Below are 16,460 nucleotides of genomic sequence, written 5' to 3'. Positions count from 1 at the left end.
AACTGAGTAATGATAACCCCCGGGCAAAAAGTTATACAGCAATGGTACCAGCAAAAAAAATGGCACCAGTTTCCGTTTCAAAAAGAGATGGAGGCCGCTTACCTGGCCGGCTACTCGGGCCTGCTAAATGCACCTACCGGCAGCGGCAAAACCTTTGCTCTTTTCTTACCGTTCCTGGCAGATTTTATTAATAAGAATCCTGATTATAAAACCCGCCAAAACAACGGGCTGCAAATGCTTTGGATAACGCCGCTACGCGCCTTAACCAATGATATCAGGAAGGCGATGCAGGAAGTTTGCGACGATCTTCAGATCCCCTGGAAAATTGGTACCCGCACCGGCGATACCCCGGCCGCCGAAAAAGCAGCGTTAAAGAAAAAACTGCCCGAGGTGCTGCTTACCACCCCCGAAAGCCTGCACCTGATGCTGGCCCAGAAAGAATACCCTAAAATATTTCAAAGCCTGCAGGTTTTGGTGGTTGATGAATGGCATGAGCTGCTTGGCACCAAACGGGGCGTACAGGTTGAGTTGGGTTTGTCTAAGTTAAAAGCCTTAAGCCGGGAGTCGAAAGTCGAAATTAAAGACTCAAAACTCAAGACTCAAAACTCAGAACTTAAAATCTGGGGCATAAGCGCCACCATCGGTAATTTAGAGCAGGCCGCTGATGTGTTGCTGGGTAATGATTTCCCGCGGGATAAAATTAAAATGATCCGGGCCAATGTAGATAAGAAGCTGGTTATTCAATCTATCATCCCTGAAAATATTGAGAATTACTCCTGGGCCGGGCATATTGGGTTGAAGTTGTTGCCGCAGGTTATGGGACTTGTTGCCAAAAGCAAAACCACCCTGATATTTACCAATACCCGGTCGCAGTCTGAAATTTGGTATCATGCTATTTTAGATAATTATCCCGAGTATGCCGGCGTAATGGCCATGCACCACGGATCGCTGGATAATGAGCTGCGCAACTGGGTTGAGGCGGCACTGCATGCAGAGGCTTTAAAGGTTGTGGTTTGCACCTCGAGTCTGGATCTCGGGGTCGATTTCAGGCCGGTAGATACCGTTATACAGGTAGGCAGCCCCAAAGGTGTGGCGCGTTTTATGCAGCGCGCCGGCCGCAGCGGGCACCACCCGGGCGCGGTATCAAAAGCCTATTTCGTACCCACCCACTCGCTCGAGCTGCTGGAAGGCGCCGCCTTAAAACAGGCAATTAAACAAGGCATTTTTGAAAGCCGCGACCCTATGCTGTTAACCATGGATGTATTGATCCAGTACATGGTTACGCTGGCGGTATCAGAAGGGTTCAGGGCCGATGAATTGTATAAAGAGGTTACCACCACCTACGCCTTTGCCGATCTGAGCCGTAATGAATTTAACCAGTTACTTGATTTTATTACCAACGGCGGCAAAACGCTGGCGCAGTATGATGAATTTTTAAAAGTAGAAATTGAAAACGGTATCTATAAAGTATTTAACCGCAGGGTAGCCATGCGGCACCGGTTAAGCATCGGCACTATTACCAGCGATATGAGCATCCGGGTTAAATGGCTAAGCGGTGGCAGTTTGGGCACGGTTGAAGAATCATTTATCTCTAAATTAAAGCCAGGCAATACTTTTTGGTTCGCTGGCCGCAGTTTAGAGTTTGTGCGGATAAAAGAAATGTCGGCCTATGTCAGGAAATCGACAGCCAAAAAGGGAATGATCCCCAGCTGGAACGGCGGCCGCATGCCCCTGTCATCACAATTAGCTGCCGTATTCAGGGATAAGCTGGACGAAGTGGCACATGGTATTGAAAAGGATGAAGAGGTAATTGCCCTGAAACCATTATTTAACTTACAGGCAGAATTATCGCACCTGCCACAAAGCCACGAGTTTTTAATTGAGTCATTTAAATCGCGCGAGGGGCACCACCTGCTGTTTTACCCGTTTGAGGGTCGCCTGGTGCATGAGGGCATGGCGTCGCTGTTAGCTTATCGCATATCGCGCATTAAACCTGCCAGCTTTTCAATAGCCATGAATGATTACGGTTTTGAGTTGCTAACCGATGAAGACGTACCAATTGAGGAGGTACTTGAAGATGCTGATTTTTTTTCGATAGCTAATTTACTGGAAGATATACAACACAGCCTTAACGCCAATGAAATGGCCCGGCGGCGTTTCAGGGATATTGCACATATCGGCGGGTTGGTGTTTACCGGATTCCCCGGCCAGCAGGTAAAGAACAAACACTTGCAGGCCTCATCATCTTTGCTGTTCGAGGTATTCAGCGAATATGAGCCGGATAACTTACTGGTGAGGCAAGCTTATAATGAGGCATTAGCCTTCCAATTAGAAGAATTCAGGTTGCGGGCGGCATTACAACGCATTGTTAAACAAACCATCATCTTAAAAACAATTGAGCGCCCTACCCCTTTTGCTTTCCCGATAATGGTTGACAGCCTGGGCCGCGAACGCCTTACTACCGAAAGCCTGGAAGACCGGATTAGCAAAATGGCCCGCCAGTTTGGCGCTGAAGGTGTGGGCGGTAATGAAAATAAAAAAGTCAGAAAAGCCGGGGTAACGCGAAAGAAAGGATTTTAGCCATGCTAACTCCTTTACTCAATATCCAACCTTGGCCACCGGCGGCATATAAGCCAGCCTGCGCTGAAAATAAACATCCCAGCTATGTTGTTGCGTTGCATCAAGCATGTGCCGGGTATCATCATCATAATTGGCGTTTAAATGTTCGTACTTGGTGTGGATACGGTCAAACAGTGCGCTTGCCTGCGCTTTATAATTTGAAGTAAAACGGGTGCGCGCGGCCTCACGCAGTATTTCCTGCTGCTCCATGAAAGCTATATTATAATGGCCCTGCTCGTGCTTAAGCACTTCGGTCAGCATCCGGTCTGATGTGATCCGCCTTTTATCTATCCATGATTTATCATGCTGCATAATTACCTGTACATCAAAGGTAAGGCGGTAATTGTTATCGCCGCCTACGGCGTGGTAATGAAAATCTATAGTACAGTTGGTGTAAGCAATACTGCCGGCAGATGGCCGAGGAGCCCCTCTAAAATCGTCGGCTGTCAACTGGCGGTAAGCACCATCCTGACCAAAGGCCAGGTTATTTGCGCAAAGCAATATACATCCCGCACAAAAAACCTTCAAAACGCCCATTCTCATTAAATTAATAGTTAAATCTTTGCTTTAAGACTTTGTCCAAACACAAAGGTTTACTCCATTATTATTTTGTTTTCTTTATTTTATCAGATTGCAAAATATTGAGGCTCATCATCTCCTTCATAGTTTGGTGCATGGCATCAGTTGAGCCGTCAAGGAAGATCACATTGCCCTGTGAGTTTTCGGCAAAGTGTTTAATAGACTCGGTCCACATGGTAAATAAAATTACCGAGGTATCCATGTGTGCCGTCTCCATTTCTTTGGCGGCCACAGTCATCCCTTTAGCCACCTCCTGGCGAAACAGCGCTACACCCTGCCCGCGCAGCTGCGATGCCTGGCGCTCGGCCTCGGCAGATATTTTTATGGCATTGCCTTCCGCTTCGGCGGCCTTGGTTTTGGTGATCAGTAAAGCCTGGCCCTCATTCTCGGCAGCGGCTTTTAAGTTGTTTGAGGCCACTACCTGGCTCATTGATTTCATGATCACTTCATCAAAAGTAATATCATTTAGCTGCAGATCCTGCAGGTGATAGCCCCAGGTTTCCAGTATCTGGTCAAGCTGCTCTTTTACATGGTCAACAATATCCCGCCTTAATATCAATACTTCCGACTGGCGTTTGGTTGCTACAAAGGCCCTTATGGAACCTTCGACCGTCCGGATCAATGCCTGCATTAAATTGCGCTCGTCAACAAATTTAAAAGCAACATTTTTAATGGTCTCTTCCTGTTGGTCTAATACCGAATAAAGCAGCATGGCTTTAAAATATACATTGGCCTGATCAAAGGTTACGGCCTGGAACTCGAGTTCGACAGAGCGGTTCTGAATAGATATTTTAGAATAAATAGATTCAACCAACGGGATCTTGAAATTTAAACCCGGAGTTAATATCCGCCTAAACTTACCAAACACCGTAATTACAGCAATGGTGCCTTGTTTAACCGTTACAAATGAGGAGAAAATTACGATCAGTAAAATAAAAACTACAAACAATAAAACTATTTGGTCTGTCATGGCTTATAAATTAGTTGAAATAAATATAGTATTATTTATTGTCAGCATTTAACGTTTATCTAAAAATCAGCAACAATGAATGTAAAAAGAACTTTTGGAACCATACTAACTGTATTGGGAATTATTGGATTAATATATACCGGTATAGCTATTATACAACATAGCGGTAATGTAACCACTTTAACTGTTGTGGGAATTATAGCTGTAATATTCTTTTTTACCGGCATAAGCCTGGTTCGCGTTACCAAGGACGAGGCCTGATCTGCAGGTTAAACCAGACCAAATTAAAATTATAAGCGTTGCCCCAATTTTTCCCCTTTTTAGGGGATAATTGGGGATATTAATTCCGTATAAAATTCAAAGGAGACCTGACTTTAAGGTTTTTTTTAGCTGCATATCGTATTTGCCGGCATTGGTGTGCTATTTGTTGTTTCTTAACAGAATCATTCAATAACACATGAAATCAAAATCGATTTTAGGCATTATACTCACACTGGCAGGCGCCGGCGGATTAATTTTTTCAATAGTAAGTTTTTTTACAGCTTTTATAACCCGCGGAGCGTTTACAGGAATAACCCTGCTGGGGTGTTTATTTCTTCTTACCGGAGTAACTTTAGTACGCGACAGGCTGACTCCAAATAATTAACAATTAACTGATCTTATGCACCTGCTTATTTAGCAGGCTTTTTTTTGCGCGTATTAACTATGGCGCTTAAGCCAACAAAAAAGTCCTTTCCGGTTTGGAAAGGACTTTTTTTATTTATTGCTTTTTCTTTATTGTTCGGCTGTTTCATCTGCCGGCGCTTCAAGCTCCTTTTTAAAAGCTGCCAAAACGCGGCCGCCCTTATAAAAATACCGGCTGTAATAAGCATCATCCAGGCTGCTGATAGCTACACCTTTTAAGGAAGCATGTGCAAACCTGTTATTGCCCAAATAAATACCGATGTGCGAAATGCTGCGGCTGTGTATTTTAAAGAAAACCAGGTCGCCTTCTTTCAAATCGTCTTTGCTAACCGGGCTAACCATGCTAAAGATATCGCGCGAATTGCGTTTAATATCTAAATTAAACACCTGGTTATATAACTGTTTTGTAAAAGCAGAACAGTCAACCCCTTTTTTAGTGTTACCGCCAAAACGGTAAGGGGTGCCTATCCAGTCATATACAAAATTAAAAAGTTTTAAATTTGATGTTGCGGATACTGCAACATGCATAATTTGAGAAAGATAATCCTTTGCTAAGCTCTCTTGTTCATCTGCAGGCTTGTCAGTTGGCTGATTTGGAACACTTTTTGTTTGCGCCTGAACGGCTAAAACGCTGAAAAATAGGGCAATGGCCAGTATCGATTTCTTCATTTATTCCTTGTTTCGTTCTTGTTTAACGGACAAACTGTCCATTATGTTACACACATTCGATAAGGTTGAATACAAAACTATCCATTTAAACGGGAACTGCAAATAAAAAGCGGCTTTTATTAACAATTTTTATTTTTCCACACTTCTTGATACCCTACGGTCAAAAAGTGACGGTTGGGGATTAGTGATTAAGTTTTAAGGCGTGGGTTTTTGATTGTTTTAACTCCCGTTGATACTGGTCTTCTGTATGATCGGATCTCTAACCTCAGCACCAAAATAAAACTTCATAACAAATCTGTTCAGGTTTCGATAATTTGGAAGATATAATTAGATTTGCGCATTATACGTAAACTGGTTGTTTGACAAATGAGTTCAATCGAAATAAATAAAGACACTTATTTAAAGTGGTATGAGTCCATGCTCCTGATGCGCAAGTTCGAGGAGAAGGCCGGGCAATTATATGGTCAGCAAAAAATAAGGGGCTTCTGTCACTTATATATTGGCCAGGAAGCGGTGCTGGCAGGCGCCATGTCTGTGTTAAAGCAGGAAGATAGCATGATCACCGCTTATCGCGATCACGCCCATGCAATTGCCAAAGGCGTAACGTCTAAATCTATCATGGCCGAGTTATACGGCAAATCTACCGGGTGCTCAAAAGGTAAAGGCGGCTCTATGCACATGTTTAGCAAAGAGAAACACTTTTACGGCGGGCACGGTATAGTAGGCGGCCAGATCCCGTTGGGTGCCGGTATTGCTTTTGCCGAGCAATTTAAAGGCACTGACTTTGTAAACGTAACCTATATGGGCGACGGAGCCGTACGCCAGGGCGCATTAAATGAAACCTTTAACATGGCCGCGCTATGGAAATTACCGGTAATATTTATTTGCGAAAATAACGGTTACGCCATGGGTACATCAGTGGCGCGTACCACTATCCAAACCGATATCTATAAATTAGGCTTGCCTTACGGCATCCCTTCATCAGCAGTTGATGGCATGGACCCGGTTGCGGTACATAACGCCATGGACGAAGCCGTGCAGCGTGCCCGCAAAGGCGAAGGGCCAACCTTCCTTGAAATGCGTACTTACCGCTACAAGGGCCACTCTATGTCCGATCCGCAAAAATATCGTACTAAAGAAGAGCTGGAAAGCTATAAAGCCAAAGACCCTATCGAAACCATCAAGCATGCTATTGAGAAAAATGGCTACGCTGACGAGAAATGGTTTGAAGAAATCGACGCTAAAATAAAAGCAGAGGTTGATGAGGCGGTACAATTTGCCGAAGAATCGCCATGGCCGGAAGCATCAGAATTATATACTGATGTGTACGCCCAGAAAGATTACCCATATATAATGGACTAATTTTGTTAAGTCTTGAGTCGCTAGTCCTTAATCTTCATTTTAAACAATAACGACTTAAAACTATTGACTCAAGACTATTGACCTGAAGATATAATAAATAAAAAAACCTATTCATCCTATAAATATGGCCGAAGTAGTTAAAATGCCAAAAATGAGCGATACCATGACCGATGGTGTGGTAGCTAAATGGCATAAAAAAGTTGGGGATAAAGTAAAATCAGGCGATGTTTTGGCCGAGATTGAAACTGATAAAGCCACCATGGATTTTGAATCATACCAGGATGGTGTATTATTATTCATTGGTGTGGAAGAAGGCAAATCTGTCCCTGTTGACGAGGTAATTGCCGTTTTAGGTAAAGAGGGCGAAGATTATAAATCTGCTTTGGAAGGCAGCGCCGCACCGGCACCTGCTGCTGACAAGAAGGAAGAAGCAGCACCGGCACCAACAGCTGATAAAACACCCGCGGCAACCCCGGCACCTGTTGCTAAAGTTGATACCTCAAACATCCCGGCAACCGTTATCCGCATGCCGGCGTTGAGTGATACCATGACCGAAGGGATCATTAACAAATGGAACTTTAAAGTTGGCGATAAAGTAAAATCAGACGACTCGTTAGCTGATGTTGAAACCGACAAGGCTACTATGGAAGTTGTAGGTTATGAAGCCGGCACACTTTTATACATTGGCCCTAAAGAAGGCGAAGCTGCACCGGTAAACGGCATTATAGCCATTGTTGGTAAAGAAGGAACAGATATTACACCTTTATTACAAGATGCGCCTGCTGCACCTGCCGAAGCTAAACCAGCCGATGCCGCTCCTGCCGCCGCTACAACTACCGAAGCACCTGCCGAGGAAGTTGAAACAGCACATAGCGACAGCCGCGTAAAAGCATCGCCGTTAGCACGTAAAATAGCCAAAGAAAAAGGTATTGACATTAATGCCGTTAAAGGCACTGCCGAAGGCGGCCGTATTGTTAAAAAAGATATAGAGGACTTTAAGCCAGGTTCGGCCCCTGCTGCTGCACCTGCAAGCACTCCGGCTGCCGAAGGTGCACCTGCCGCTCCGGCTAAAGCTGCTGCCGCCCCTGTGGTGTTGCCGACGTTTATCGGCGAAGAGAAATTTACCGAGAAACCGGTTACCCAGATGCGTAAGGTAATTGCCAAACGCCTGTCAGAAAGTTTATTTACCGCGCCGCATTTCTATGTTACCATGTCAATTGATATGGACCAGGCCATTGCTGCCCGTAATAAGATCAATGAGGTTGCCCCGGTTAAAATATCATTTAATGATTTTGTGTTGAAAGCCTGCGCTATCGCATTAAAACAACACCCAACCATTAACTCATCATGGTTAGGCGATAAGATCCGCACTAACGAGCATATCCATATCGGCGTTGCCGTTGCGGTTGACGAAGGTTTATTAGTGCCCGTTATCCGCTTCGCTGACGGTAAATCATTAAGCCATATCTCTGTAGAAGTTAAAGACTTTGCACAACGTGCCAAAGCTAAAAAACTACAACCGGCAGATTGGGAAGGTTCAACCTTTACCATATCAAACTTAGGTATGTTTGGTGTTGATGAGTTTACCGCTATCATTAACCCGCCTGACGCCTGTATCCTGGCTGTTAGCGGTATACAAGCGGTACCGGTTGTTAAAAACGGCGCGGTTGTTCCGGGTAATATCATGAAAGTGACCTTAAGCTGCGATCACCGTGTAGTTGATGGCGCTTCTGGAGCTGCATTCCTGCAAACCCTTAAATCATTATTAGAAGAGCCGGTAAGGCTGTTGATATAATTATTCGGATATCGGATTTTCGATTTCGGATTTAAATTTAAAGAGAGCGATGGGTTTAGACTTATCGCTCTCTTTTTAGTTAGCGGGTGACGTTTTCTTTTTGGTGATAGATCGATGATATTTCTATTATCGATCCATCGTAAATATAAAATATATAATAGTTATCCCAGATAAGGAGCAGATCTTCATCAGAGTTTGTCTTAATTCCGCTTAGGGGCTGCTTCATTAATAGCTTTAGCCTTTGAGTTAGCTTTATAAAAAACTTTTTTGAATAAGTGTCAGATTGATTTCGTGTGTTATTAAACTCGATAATTCTCACTAAATCAATTTCCGCTTTCTTGGAAAAGATTACTCTTTTAGCCACTTTTCATATTTTTTTTCCAGTTCTTCTAATGTAATGAAGTCACCATTCTTGATATCTTCTTTACCTTGTTTAATGCCCTCAAGCATATGCTCAGGAATAATAAATACTTCTTCCCTTTGATCGATCATTGATCCCAGCATCTCTAAATACGCCGGATCATTAAGATCATCGATCTTTTTGTGCAGTGAATTTTTGAGCTCTGATAGTGTCATACTATAAAGTTAAATATTTTTTACCTGATATTCTGTCATAAAAAACTTAGTTAATCAACACTTATACCAGTTTTTGTAACTTGGCACTTTGATTGTTAAATCATTATTAATGAAACAAAAATTTTATGATACTGCTGTGAAGCAGGAGCGCGCCGTATTGGTTGGCGTTATCACTTCTAACGAAACCGATGAACGCGCGAAAGAATATTTAGAAGAATTACAATTTTTGGTAGACACCGCCGGTGCAGAAACCGTTAAAATATTTACCCAAAAACTACAGAAACCGGACAGGTCAACCTTTGTTGGATCGGGCCGGCTGGAAGACATTAAAGCATTTGTAAAAGAAGAAGAAATAGATATTGTAGTGTTTGACGATGAACTTACCCCATCGCAACTGCGCAATATCGAAAATGAGCTACAGGTTAAGATATTAGACCGAAACAACCTGATCCTGGACATTTTTGCCAACCGTGCGCAAACAGCCCAGGCTAAAGCGCAGGTAGAACTGGCACAGCTGCAATACCTTTTACCCCGCCTTACCCGCTTATGGACCCACCTGGAGCGCCAAAAGGGTGGTATTGGTATGCGTGGCCCGGGTGAAAGCCAGATAGAGACTGACCGCAGGTTGATCCTGAATAAAATAGATTTGCTAAAAGACAAGCTGAAGCTGATAGACAAACAAAATGCCACCCAGCGCAAAAACCGCACGGCAATGGTGAGGGTGGCGTTGGTGGGCTATACCAATGTGGGTAAGTCAACCATCATGAACATGATCTCTAAATCAGACGTATTTGCAGAGAACAAGCTATTTGCCACATTGGATACAACGGTTAGAAAAGTTGTGATCGAAAACGTGCCTTTCCTGTTATCAGATACCGTAGGATTCATTCGCAAACTGCCTCACCATTTGGTGGAGTGTTTTAAATCGACGCTTGACGAAGTACGCGAAGCGGATATCCTGGTCCACGTGGTGGATATATCGCACCCCAGCTTTGAGGATCAGATCCGCGCCGTAAACGATACCCTAAAAGACCTGGGGGCAAGCGATAAACAAACCATAACTGTATTTAATAAGATAGACGCCTATCAACCTATCCAAATGAATCCGGACGAAGAAGTTGAACCTTTAACGCTGGATGATTTTAAACATAGCTGGATGGCCAAAAATAACAGCCCGGCTATATTTATATCGGCTACTAAAAAGGAAAATATTGACGAGTTTAGAAGCTTGTTATATGACTATGTAAAACAGATACATGCGGACAGGTATCCGTATGACCAGCTGCTATATTAATCCGGGCTTTACTCTTGCTAACTTGCAGATTATTACCTAAATTGCTTACAATATCCGTCACATTATATCGTTATATTTGACTTAATTAAAAAACATAGCAAATCTGAATGAGATTTACATTACTGTTAATTTTTTGCACCATAGGTTTCACTGCATCAGCCCAGTTTTGGCGCCGTAAACCAAAGCCGGCACCGGTAGTTTTAACCGCGGTACAGAGCTTTCCCACACAAGTAACAAATACTACTATAGACGTTTCGCCTAAAAACCTGCATGGTGTTGAATTACCATGCTCGGTTTATAACCTGGAGCTGGCTGAAGAAGCCATTCTTAAAGAAGCAAAACATAATATGCGTTTTAGAATTTACAATTTAGCCAGCTACAATTTTAGTGATCTGGCTGCCTTGTACTTAAAACAAAATCGTTTTTCTGAAGCGAAATGGTACCTGTTACAAAGTAATACCATTGCCCGCCAGGCGGAAGACAGCAGGCACTTGCTGAACAACCTGCTGGTTTTGGCCGCTATAAAAAACAGGATAGGCGAAATACCGCTGGCATTGGTTGATTTACAAGAGGCCCATGATATTGCCTTCGCAAAAGGTATGCTTACCGATCTGGCTGCCATAGATAAACAGATAAAATACCTGCAAACCAACAAGATCCTTACCGCCAAAGCAGAGCTTCGGTATGCCGAAGCGGTTGAAACTGCCGCCGCTGCAAACAACAAGGCCGTAGTAAATTAATCCTGGTTTATAACAATTAAGTAAAATACTTATTGGATTAACAAAACAGTAAAACATTATTGTAATATTGTTACTTGTTATTAGTCTTATAGTTGAGATAGTCGTTTTCACTATCTTTTTTTCATTTGCAAATAAATAATAGGCACAAGTATTGATGTACCCAATAAGAATACCTGAATTAACGTTAGTAAAAGATATGTTTAAGAGATTTTATTTTGTGCTGGCTATTGGCGCCGCACTGGCCTGTAACGCGGCTCCCTCAAAACCGGTAAAAGTACCCGGATCAAAGAATTTAGAGCCAACCGAGCAACAAAGCATGGTTTGTAAAACCGTAGCTAATTTTATATCAAAATACAACTATAAAAAAGTTGAGTTAAATGACTCACTGTCAGCCGTTATATACACCCGTTATATTAAAAGCCTGGACGAGGGCCATAACTATTTACTGGCATCGGATATCAAAGATTTTGATAAATATAAAAACTCGTTGAGCGATGATATCAAAAACGGCAATCTTAATGACGTTTATTATATGTTTAACGTTTTCCAAAAACGATATGAGGAACGTATAAATTATTCAATAGCGCAACTGGATAAGAACTTTGACTTTACTAAAAACGAATCGTTTACCTATGACCGCGCCGATTTACCCTGGGTAGCTTCGGAAGCCGATATGAATGCCGAGTGGACCAAGCGCGTAAAATATGATTTGCTTAACCTAACCTTAGCCAGCAATGATATGGCTAAGAATAAGGAAAAACTAAAAAAACGTTACCAGGACCTGTTGGTGCAAAATGGCAAGCTTAATACCAATGATGTTTTCCAGATATTTATGGACGACTTTACCGAAGCTATTGATCCGCACACCAATTATTTCGACCCGTTCCATGCCGCACAATTTAACATGGAAATGTCAAGATCATTACAAGGTATAGGCGCGACACTGTCAAGCAAAAATGAATATATATCTATAGAGTCATTAGTTGCCGGCGGTCCGGCCGATAAGAGCCACCAGGTTAATACCGGCGACAGGATTTTAGCTGTTGCACAAGGCAAAGACGGCGAGTTTCAGGATATTGTAGGCTGGCGCATTGATAATGCCATTAAACTGATCAGGGGCACCAAAGGCACGGTGGTTAAACTTAAAATACTGCCACAAGGCAAGGCAGTGTCAGATCAGCCTAAAATTGTTGAACTGGTTCGTGAAAAAATTGTGTTGAAGGACCAGTTGGTTAAACAGGAAATTAAAACCTATAACAGCAATGGTAAAACTTTAAAAATAGGCATCATTAACGTACCTGCTTTTTATGCTGATTTTAATGCTTTCCGTGCGGGCGATCCTAATTATCAGAGCACAACCCGCGATATGAAACTGATATTGGATACCCTTAAGCGTGCAAATGTTGATGGTATAGTTATAGACCTGCGCGAGAATGGCGGTGGCTCATTAAACGAAGCAATATCATTAACCGGCTTATTTATTAAAACCGGCCCCGTAGTACAGGTTAGAGACACGCAGGAGCAGATAGATGTGAACAAAGACGAGGATCCTTCGGTAGCTTATAGCGGCCCGTTAGCTGTTTTAGTTGATCGCTTTAGCGCCTCAGCCTCAGAAATTTTTGCCGGTGCGATACAGGATTACGGCCGTGGATTGATCCTGGGTACGCAAACCTATGGCAAAGGCACCGTACAAAGCGAAATTGATCTGGATAAGGTAATTACGCCGTCAATAGCCGAAAAATTAGGACTGACAGCAAATAGCAGCAAAAAACCTGTATCAACCGGCAGCGAAAATACTTTTGGCCAGTTAAACCTGACGATAGCTAAGTTTTACCGTATCAGCGGCAGCTCAACCCAGCATAAAGGCGTTATACCTGATATTCAGTTTCCGTCATTAATCCCTATGGATAAATATGGAGAAGATACAGACCCGTCAGCTTTGCCGTTTGATGTGATCCCTAAAAGTGAGTATACCAAAGCAGGTGATTTTACAGCAGCGTTACCTCAGCTGGCTAAACTGCATGAACAGCGGATAAACAACAGTGCAAGCTATAAAGCGTTTATGCAAACCATTAATGATTACAGAAAAAGTGAAAAAGAAAAATCTGTAACGCTTAACGAGCAGCAGCTTAAAAAACAACGCGAGGAAGATGAATTAAAGACACTTAACCGTGATAACGATTTACGCGTGGCGCTGGGTTATAAACCTTTAAAGAAAGGCGAAGCGAAACCTAAAAAAGAGGATCTGGATCCTTTAAAAATAGAAGCCGGCCAGATATTAATAGATTATATTAATCTGGATACCAAGGTTACCCGGATCGGGACACCTGCGAAAACCTTTTAATAGCATCATAACAACACCAAAAGATCCCGGCCCGCAGCCGGGATCTTTTGGTTTAAAACCAATTGGATTTACAACGGTTTATTTAACATGGCTAAAAAACCGTTACTTGAATTTACCGATAGGGGGATCTATTGCGATAAAGGCAAGTTTTATATTGATCCCTGGAAAGCGGTTGATGATGCCGTTATTACCCACGCCCATGCAGACCACGCCTACCTTGGGCATAAGCATTACCTGGCTCACCATCTTTCCAAAGAAGTATTGTTTTACCGCCTGGGCGATATCCGGCTGCAAACGGTTGAATACGGCGAAACCGTTAGTAAAAACGGCGTGGCTATTACCTTATACCCGGCGGGGCACGTTATCGGTTCGGCACAGATAAGGGTTGAATTTCAGGGCGAAGTATGGGTAGTATCCGGCGACTATAAAACGGAAGACGATGGAATCTCCACGCCGTTTGAGCCGGTAAGATGCCATCATTTTATTTCGGAATGCACTTTTGGCATGCCCGTTTATCAATGGAAACCACAGGTACAGATCTTTAATGAAGTAAATAACTGGTGGCGCAATAACGCCGATAATGGAATAGCCACCGTAATTGTAGGCTACTCATTGGGTAAGGCGCAGCGCATCCTGCAAAACCTGGATCTGTCTATAGGTAAAGTTTATACCCATGGTGTAATTGAAAACACCAATGAAGCTTTGCGCCGTAACGGCGTGATTCTAAATCCGACTGAAAGAATAACACCCGACACACCGAAAGACGAAGTGCGCAAAGGAATAATCATTGCCCCGCCATCATCAGTAGGAACACCGTGGATGCGTAAATTTCAGCCTTATAGTTTTGGCTATTGTTCCGGCTGGATGGCTATCCGCGGAGCAAAAAGAAGGCGTGCCGCCGATCGGGGTTTTATCCTGTCAGACCACGCCGACTGGGACGGGCTGATAAGCGCCATAGACGCTACCGGCTGTGAAAAAGTATACTTAACCCACGGCTATACCGCAAGCTTTACCCGTTATTTGAATGAAATAGGTTTTGATGCGCACGAAGTCCATACGCTGTATGGTGATGAGGAAGCGCTGGAAGTTATATTGGTCGAAGAACCGGTAACCGCCGATCCATCCCCCGCTTTTGAAGAGGGCCGGGATGAAGCAGAAGGGATAGCATCATGAAAGCCTTTGCCCAACTCTTTTTATCATTGGATGAAACCAATAAAACCAACGAAAAGGTTAAAGTATTAAAGGACTATTTTAACTACGTACCCGATACCGATAAAATGCACATGCTGGCATTATTTACCGGGCGTAAACCCAAACGGGTTATCAATGCTACACAGATACGTACCTGGGCCACTGAGATTGCCAACATACCGATATGGCTGTTTGAAGAAAGCTACCAGGTAGTTGGCGATTTGGCAGAAACGATGGCGCTGCTAATGCCGCAAAACACCCTGAACACCAGCAGTAAAACGCTGACCGACTGGATTGGCGAACTGAATGAACTGGCATCCAAAACAGAGGAAGAGCGCAAACTCTGGCTCATTGAATCATGGGCGATGCTGGACACTCAGGAACGTTTTGTATTTAATAAGTTGCTTACCGGCAGCTTCCGTGTCGGGGTATCACAAAGCCTGGTAATAAAAGCGCTGGCTGATATTACCAAATTAGATGCTCCTACCCTTACGCACCGGATTATGGGTAACTGGATGCCTGAAACTTATACCTATGAGCAACTGGTACAGGAACAAGGCGCATCCGATGATATCTCGCGGCCCTACCCTTTCTTCCTGGCATATCCCATACAGGAGACCTCTGAAAAGCAAAAATCAGCAGACGATTTAAAAAGCGCGCTGGGTGACGCCGGTGAGTGGCAAGCCGAGTGGAAGTGGGACGGCATACGTGCCCAGCTTATAAAACGCGACGGCAAAATATTTATATGGAGCCGGGGCGAGGACCTGGCGACAGAAAAATTTCCCGAGCTGCATCCGTTTTTAAATAGCCTGCCTGACGGCACGGTGCTTGACGGTGAAATATTAAGCTTTCAAAATGGTTTGCCTATGCCCTTTAATGTATTACAAACCCGCATAGGCCGCAAAAATCTCAGCAAAAAGATACTGGAAGAAAGCCCGGTTGCCCTGATCGCGTACGATTGCCTGGAATATGCCGGCGAAGATATTCGCACCAGAACCCAAAGTGAGCGAAGAACGATATTAGAACAGTTGCAGGGCGATACCCCGTTTCCGGAAACATTCCGTATCTCGGCGTTAATAAAATTTGATAACTGGGATGAATTGGCGGTAATCCGCGAACAGTCAAGGGCCATGATTGCCGAAGGTATTATGCTGAAGCGTAAAAATGCTACCTACCAGGTTGGCCGCAAGCGCGGCGACTGGTGGAAATGGAAGATAGATCCGTTATCAGTGGATGCGGTAATGATCTATGCCCAAAAGGGCCATGGGCGCCGCGCCGACCTGTATACTGATTATACCTTCGCTGTCTGGGATGGCGATAAGCTGGTGCCATTTGCCAAAGCCTATTCGGGCCTTACGGATGCAGAAATTAACAAGGTCGACTATTTTATAAAACGCAATACGCTCGAAAAGTTCGGTCCGGTGCGCACCGTAAAACCAGAGTTGGTTTTTGAGATCGGATTTGAGGGGATCAACAGATCAACCCGGCATAAATCGGGCATTGCACTGCGTTTCCCGAGAATATTAAGGTGGCGACATGATAAACCGAAAGAAGAAGCAGATACCCTTGATAATTTAAGGGCTTTATTGGGAGATTAGTCCACCTAACCCGCCTGTCATTTCGAAGCGTAGCGAGAA

General features: G+C 43.7%; 14 protein-coding genes. 9 read left to right on the top strand and 5 right to left on the bottom strand.

What is annotated here, in order from left to right; all coding sequences use genetic code 11:
* Positions 1 to 9 precede the first annotated feature (9 nt).
* The gene (locus LJ658_RS08440) at positions 10 to 2,580 is read left to right on the top strand and encodes a ligase-associated DNA damage response DEXH box helicase (RefSeq protein WP_230546047.1); all 2,571 of its coding nucleotides are present in this window, start codon (positions 10 to 12) and stop codon (positions 2,578 to 2,580) included.
* A gap of 18 nt (positions 2,581 to 2,598) precedes the next feature.
* On the opposite strand, the gene LJ658_RS08435 is transcribed toward LJ658_RS08440, so the two are convergent.
* Both LJ658_RS08435 and LJ658_RS08430 read right to left on the bottom strand, forming a co-directional pair.
* On the bottom strand, positions 2,599 to 3,162 hold the full coding sequence (locus LJ658_RS08435) for a hypothetical protein (RefSeq protein WP_230546046.1): 564 nt from the start codon (positions 3,160 to 3,162) through the stop codon (positions 2,599 to 2,601).
* Between the two features lie 61 nt (positions 3,163 to 3,223).
* Positions 3,224 to 4,168 carry an SPFH domain-containing protein gene (locus tag LJ658_RS08430; protein WP_230546045.1) on the bottom strand — a complete coding sequence of 315 codons (945 nt, stop codon included), beginning with the start codon at positions 4,166 to 4,168 and terminating at the stop codon, positions 3,224 to 3,226.
* 75 nt (positions 4,169 to 4,243) lie between these two features.
* On the opposite strand from LJ658_RS08430, the gene LJ658_RS08425 reads away from it, so the two are divergent.
* Positions 4,244 to 4,429 carry a hypothetical protein gene (locus LJ658_RS08425; protein ID WP_230546044.1) on the top strand — a complete coding sequence of 62 codons (186 nt, stop codon included), beginning with the start codon at positions 4,244 to 4,246 and terminating at the stop codon, positions 4,427 to 4,429.
* Between the two features lie 513 nt (positions 4,430 to 4,942).
* Here the strand turns inward: LJ658_RS08425 and LJ658_RS08420 are convergent.
* On the bottom strand, positions 4,943 to 5,521 hold the full coding sequence (locus LJ658_RS08420) for a C40 family peptidase (protein WP_230546043.1): 579 nt from the start codon (positions 5,519 to 5,521) through the stop codon (positions 4,943 to 4,945).
* A 366-nt stretch (positions 5,522 to 5,887) separates the two neighbouring features.
* Between LJ658_RS08420 and pdhA the strand changes: the two genes are divergently transcribed.
* Together pdhA and LJ658_RS08410 are read left to right on the top strand one after the other, a co-directional pair.
* Positions 5,888 to 6,883 (top strand): pyruvate dehydrogenase (acetyl-transferring) E1 component subunit alpha, encoded by a 996-nt coding sequence (gene pdhA / locus LJ658_RS08415; protein ID WP_230546042.1) that lies wholly within the window; start codon positions 5,888 to 5,890, stop codon positions 6,881 to 6,883.
* A 124-nt stretch (positions 6,884 to 7,007) separates the two neighbouring features.
* Positions 7,008 to 8,678 carry a pyruvate dehydrogenase complex dihydrolipoamide acetyltransferase gene (locus LJ658_RS08410; protein ID WP_230546041.1) on the top strand — a complete coding sequence of 557 codons (1,671 nt, stop codon included), beginning with the start codon at positions 7,008 to 7,010 and terminating at the stop codon, positions 8,676 to 8,678.
* Positions 8,679 to 8,757: 79 nt separating this feature from the next.
* Here LJ658_RS08410 and LJ658_RS20535 read toward each other — a convergent pair whose 3' ends face one another.
* The gene (locus LJ658_RS20535; RefSeq protein ID WP_370632949.1) at positions 8,758 to 8,997 is read right to left on the bottom strand and encodes a hypothetical protein; all 240 of its coding nucleotides are present in this window, start codon (positions 8,995 to 8,997) and stop codon (positions 8,758 to 8,760) included.
* Between the two features lie 29 nt (positions 8,998 to 9,026).
* On the bottom strand, positions 9,027 to 9,254 hold the full coding sequence (locus LJ658_RS08405; RefSeq protein WP_230546040.1) for a hypothetical protein: 228 nt from the start codon (positions 9,252 to 9,254) through the stop codon (positions 9,027 to 9,029).
* 109 nt (positions 9,255 to 9,363) lie between these two features.
* Here LJ658_RS08405 and hflX point away from each other — a divergent pair, with 109 nt between their 5' ends.
* The 5 genes from hflX to LJ658_RS08380 all read left to right on the top strand — a co-directional run bounded on the left by hflX (position 9,364) and on the right by LJ658_RS08380 (position 16,421).
* The gene (hflX, locus tag LJ658_RS08400) at positions 9,364 to 10,548 is read left to right on the top strand and encodes a GTPase HflX (RefSeq protein WP_230546039.1); all 1,185 of its coding nucleotides are present in this window, start codon (positions 9,364 to 9,366) and stop codon (positions 10,546 to 10,548) included.
* Positions 10,549 to 10,655: 107 nt separating this feature from the next.
* Entirely contained in the window at positions 10,656 to 11,288 is a 633-nt protein-coding gene (locus tag LJ658_RS08395; protein WP_230546038.1) for a hypothetical protein, read from the top strand.
* A 196-nt stretch (positions 11,289 to 11,484) separates the two neighbouring features.
* A complete protein-coding gene (locus LJ658_RS08390; protein WP_230546037.1) occupies positions 11,485 to 13,632 on the top strand; it encodes a carboxy terminal-processing peptidase in 2,148 nt (715 codons plus the stop codon).
* Between the two features lie 87 nt (positions 13,633 to 13,719).
* On the top strand, positions 13,720 to 14,805 hold the full coding sequence (locus LJ658_RS08385; RefSeq protein WP_230546036.1) for a ligase-associated DNA damage response exonuclease: 1,086 nt from the start codon (positions 13,720 to 13,722) through the stop codon (positions 14,803 to 14,805).
* Positions 14,802 to 16,421: an ATP-dependent DNA ligase gene (locus tag LJ658_RS08380; RefSeq protein ID WP_230546035.1), complete on the top strand. Its 1,620-nt coding sequence runs from the start codon at positions 14,802 to 14,804 to the stop codon at positions 16,419 to 16,421. Before LJ658_RS08385 ends, LJ658_RS08380 begins: the two co-directional genes overlap by 4 nt.
* The last annotated feature ends 39 nt before the right edge of the window (positions 16,422 to 16,460 follow it).

Source organism: Mucilaginibacter sp. UR6-11 (assembly GCF_020880695.1).
Lineage (GTDB): Bacteria > Bacteroidota > Bacteroidia > Sphingobacteriales > Sphingobacteriaceae > Mucilaginibacter.
Note: the sequence above shows the minus strand (reverse complement) of the source record. Positions and strands in the feature narration are given on the sequence as shown.

Coding starts and splice junctions, on each gene's coding strand:
- LJ658_RS08385 (WP_230546036.1), top strand. CDS start 13,720: ATGGCTAAAAAACCGTTACTTGAATTTACCGATAGGGGGATCTATTGC.
- LJ658_RS08420 (WP_230546043.1), bottom strand. CDS start 5,521: ATGAAGAAATCGATACTGGCCATTGCCCTATTTTTCAGCGTTTTAGCC.
- LJ658_RS08380 (WP_230546035.1), top strand. CDS start 14,802: ATGAAAGCCTTTGCCCAACTCTTTTTATCATTGGATGAAACCAATAAA.
- LJ658_RS08395 (WP_230546038.1), top strand. CDS start 10,656: ATGAGATTTACATTACTGTTAATTTTTTGCACCATAGGTTTCACTGCA.
- LJ658_RS08425 (WP_230546044.1), top strand. CDS start 4,244: ATGAATGTAAAAAGAACTTTTGGAACCATACTAACTGTATTGGGAATT.
- hflX (WP_230546039.1), top strand. CDS start 9,364: ATGAAACAAAAATTTTATGATACTGCTGTGAAGCAGGAGCGCGCCGTA.
- LJ658_RS08405 (WP_230546040.1), bottom strand. CDS start 9,254: ATGACACTATCAGAGCTCAAAAATTCACTGCACAAAAAGATCGATGAT.
- LJ658_RS08410 (WP_230546041.1), top strand. CDS start 7,008: ATGGCCGAAGTAGTTAAAATGCCAAAAATGAGCGATACCATGACCGAT.
- LJ658_RS08440 (WP_230546047.1), top strand. CDS start 10: ATGATAACCCCCGGGCAAAAAGTTATACAGCAATGGTACCAGCAAAAA.
- LJ658_RS08390 (WP_230546037.1), top strand. CDS start 11,485: ATGTTTAAGAGATTTTATTTTGTGCTGGCTATTGGCGCCGCACTGGCC.
- LJ658_RS08430 (WP_230546045.1), bottom strand. CDS start 4,168: ATGACAGACCAAATAGTTTTATTGTTTGTAGTTTTTATTTTACTGATC.
- LJ658_RS08435 (WP_230546046.1), bottom strand. CDS start 3,162: ATGAGAATGGGCGTTTTGAAGGTTTTTTGTGCGGGATGTATATTGCTT.
- pdhA (WP_230546042.1), top strand. CDS start 5,888: ATGAGTTCAATCGAAATAAATAAAGACACTTATTTAAAGTGGTATGAG.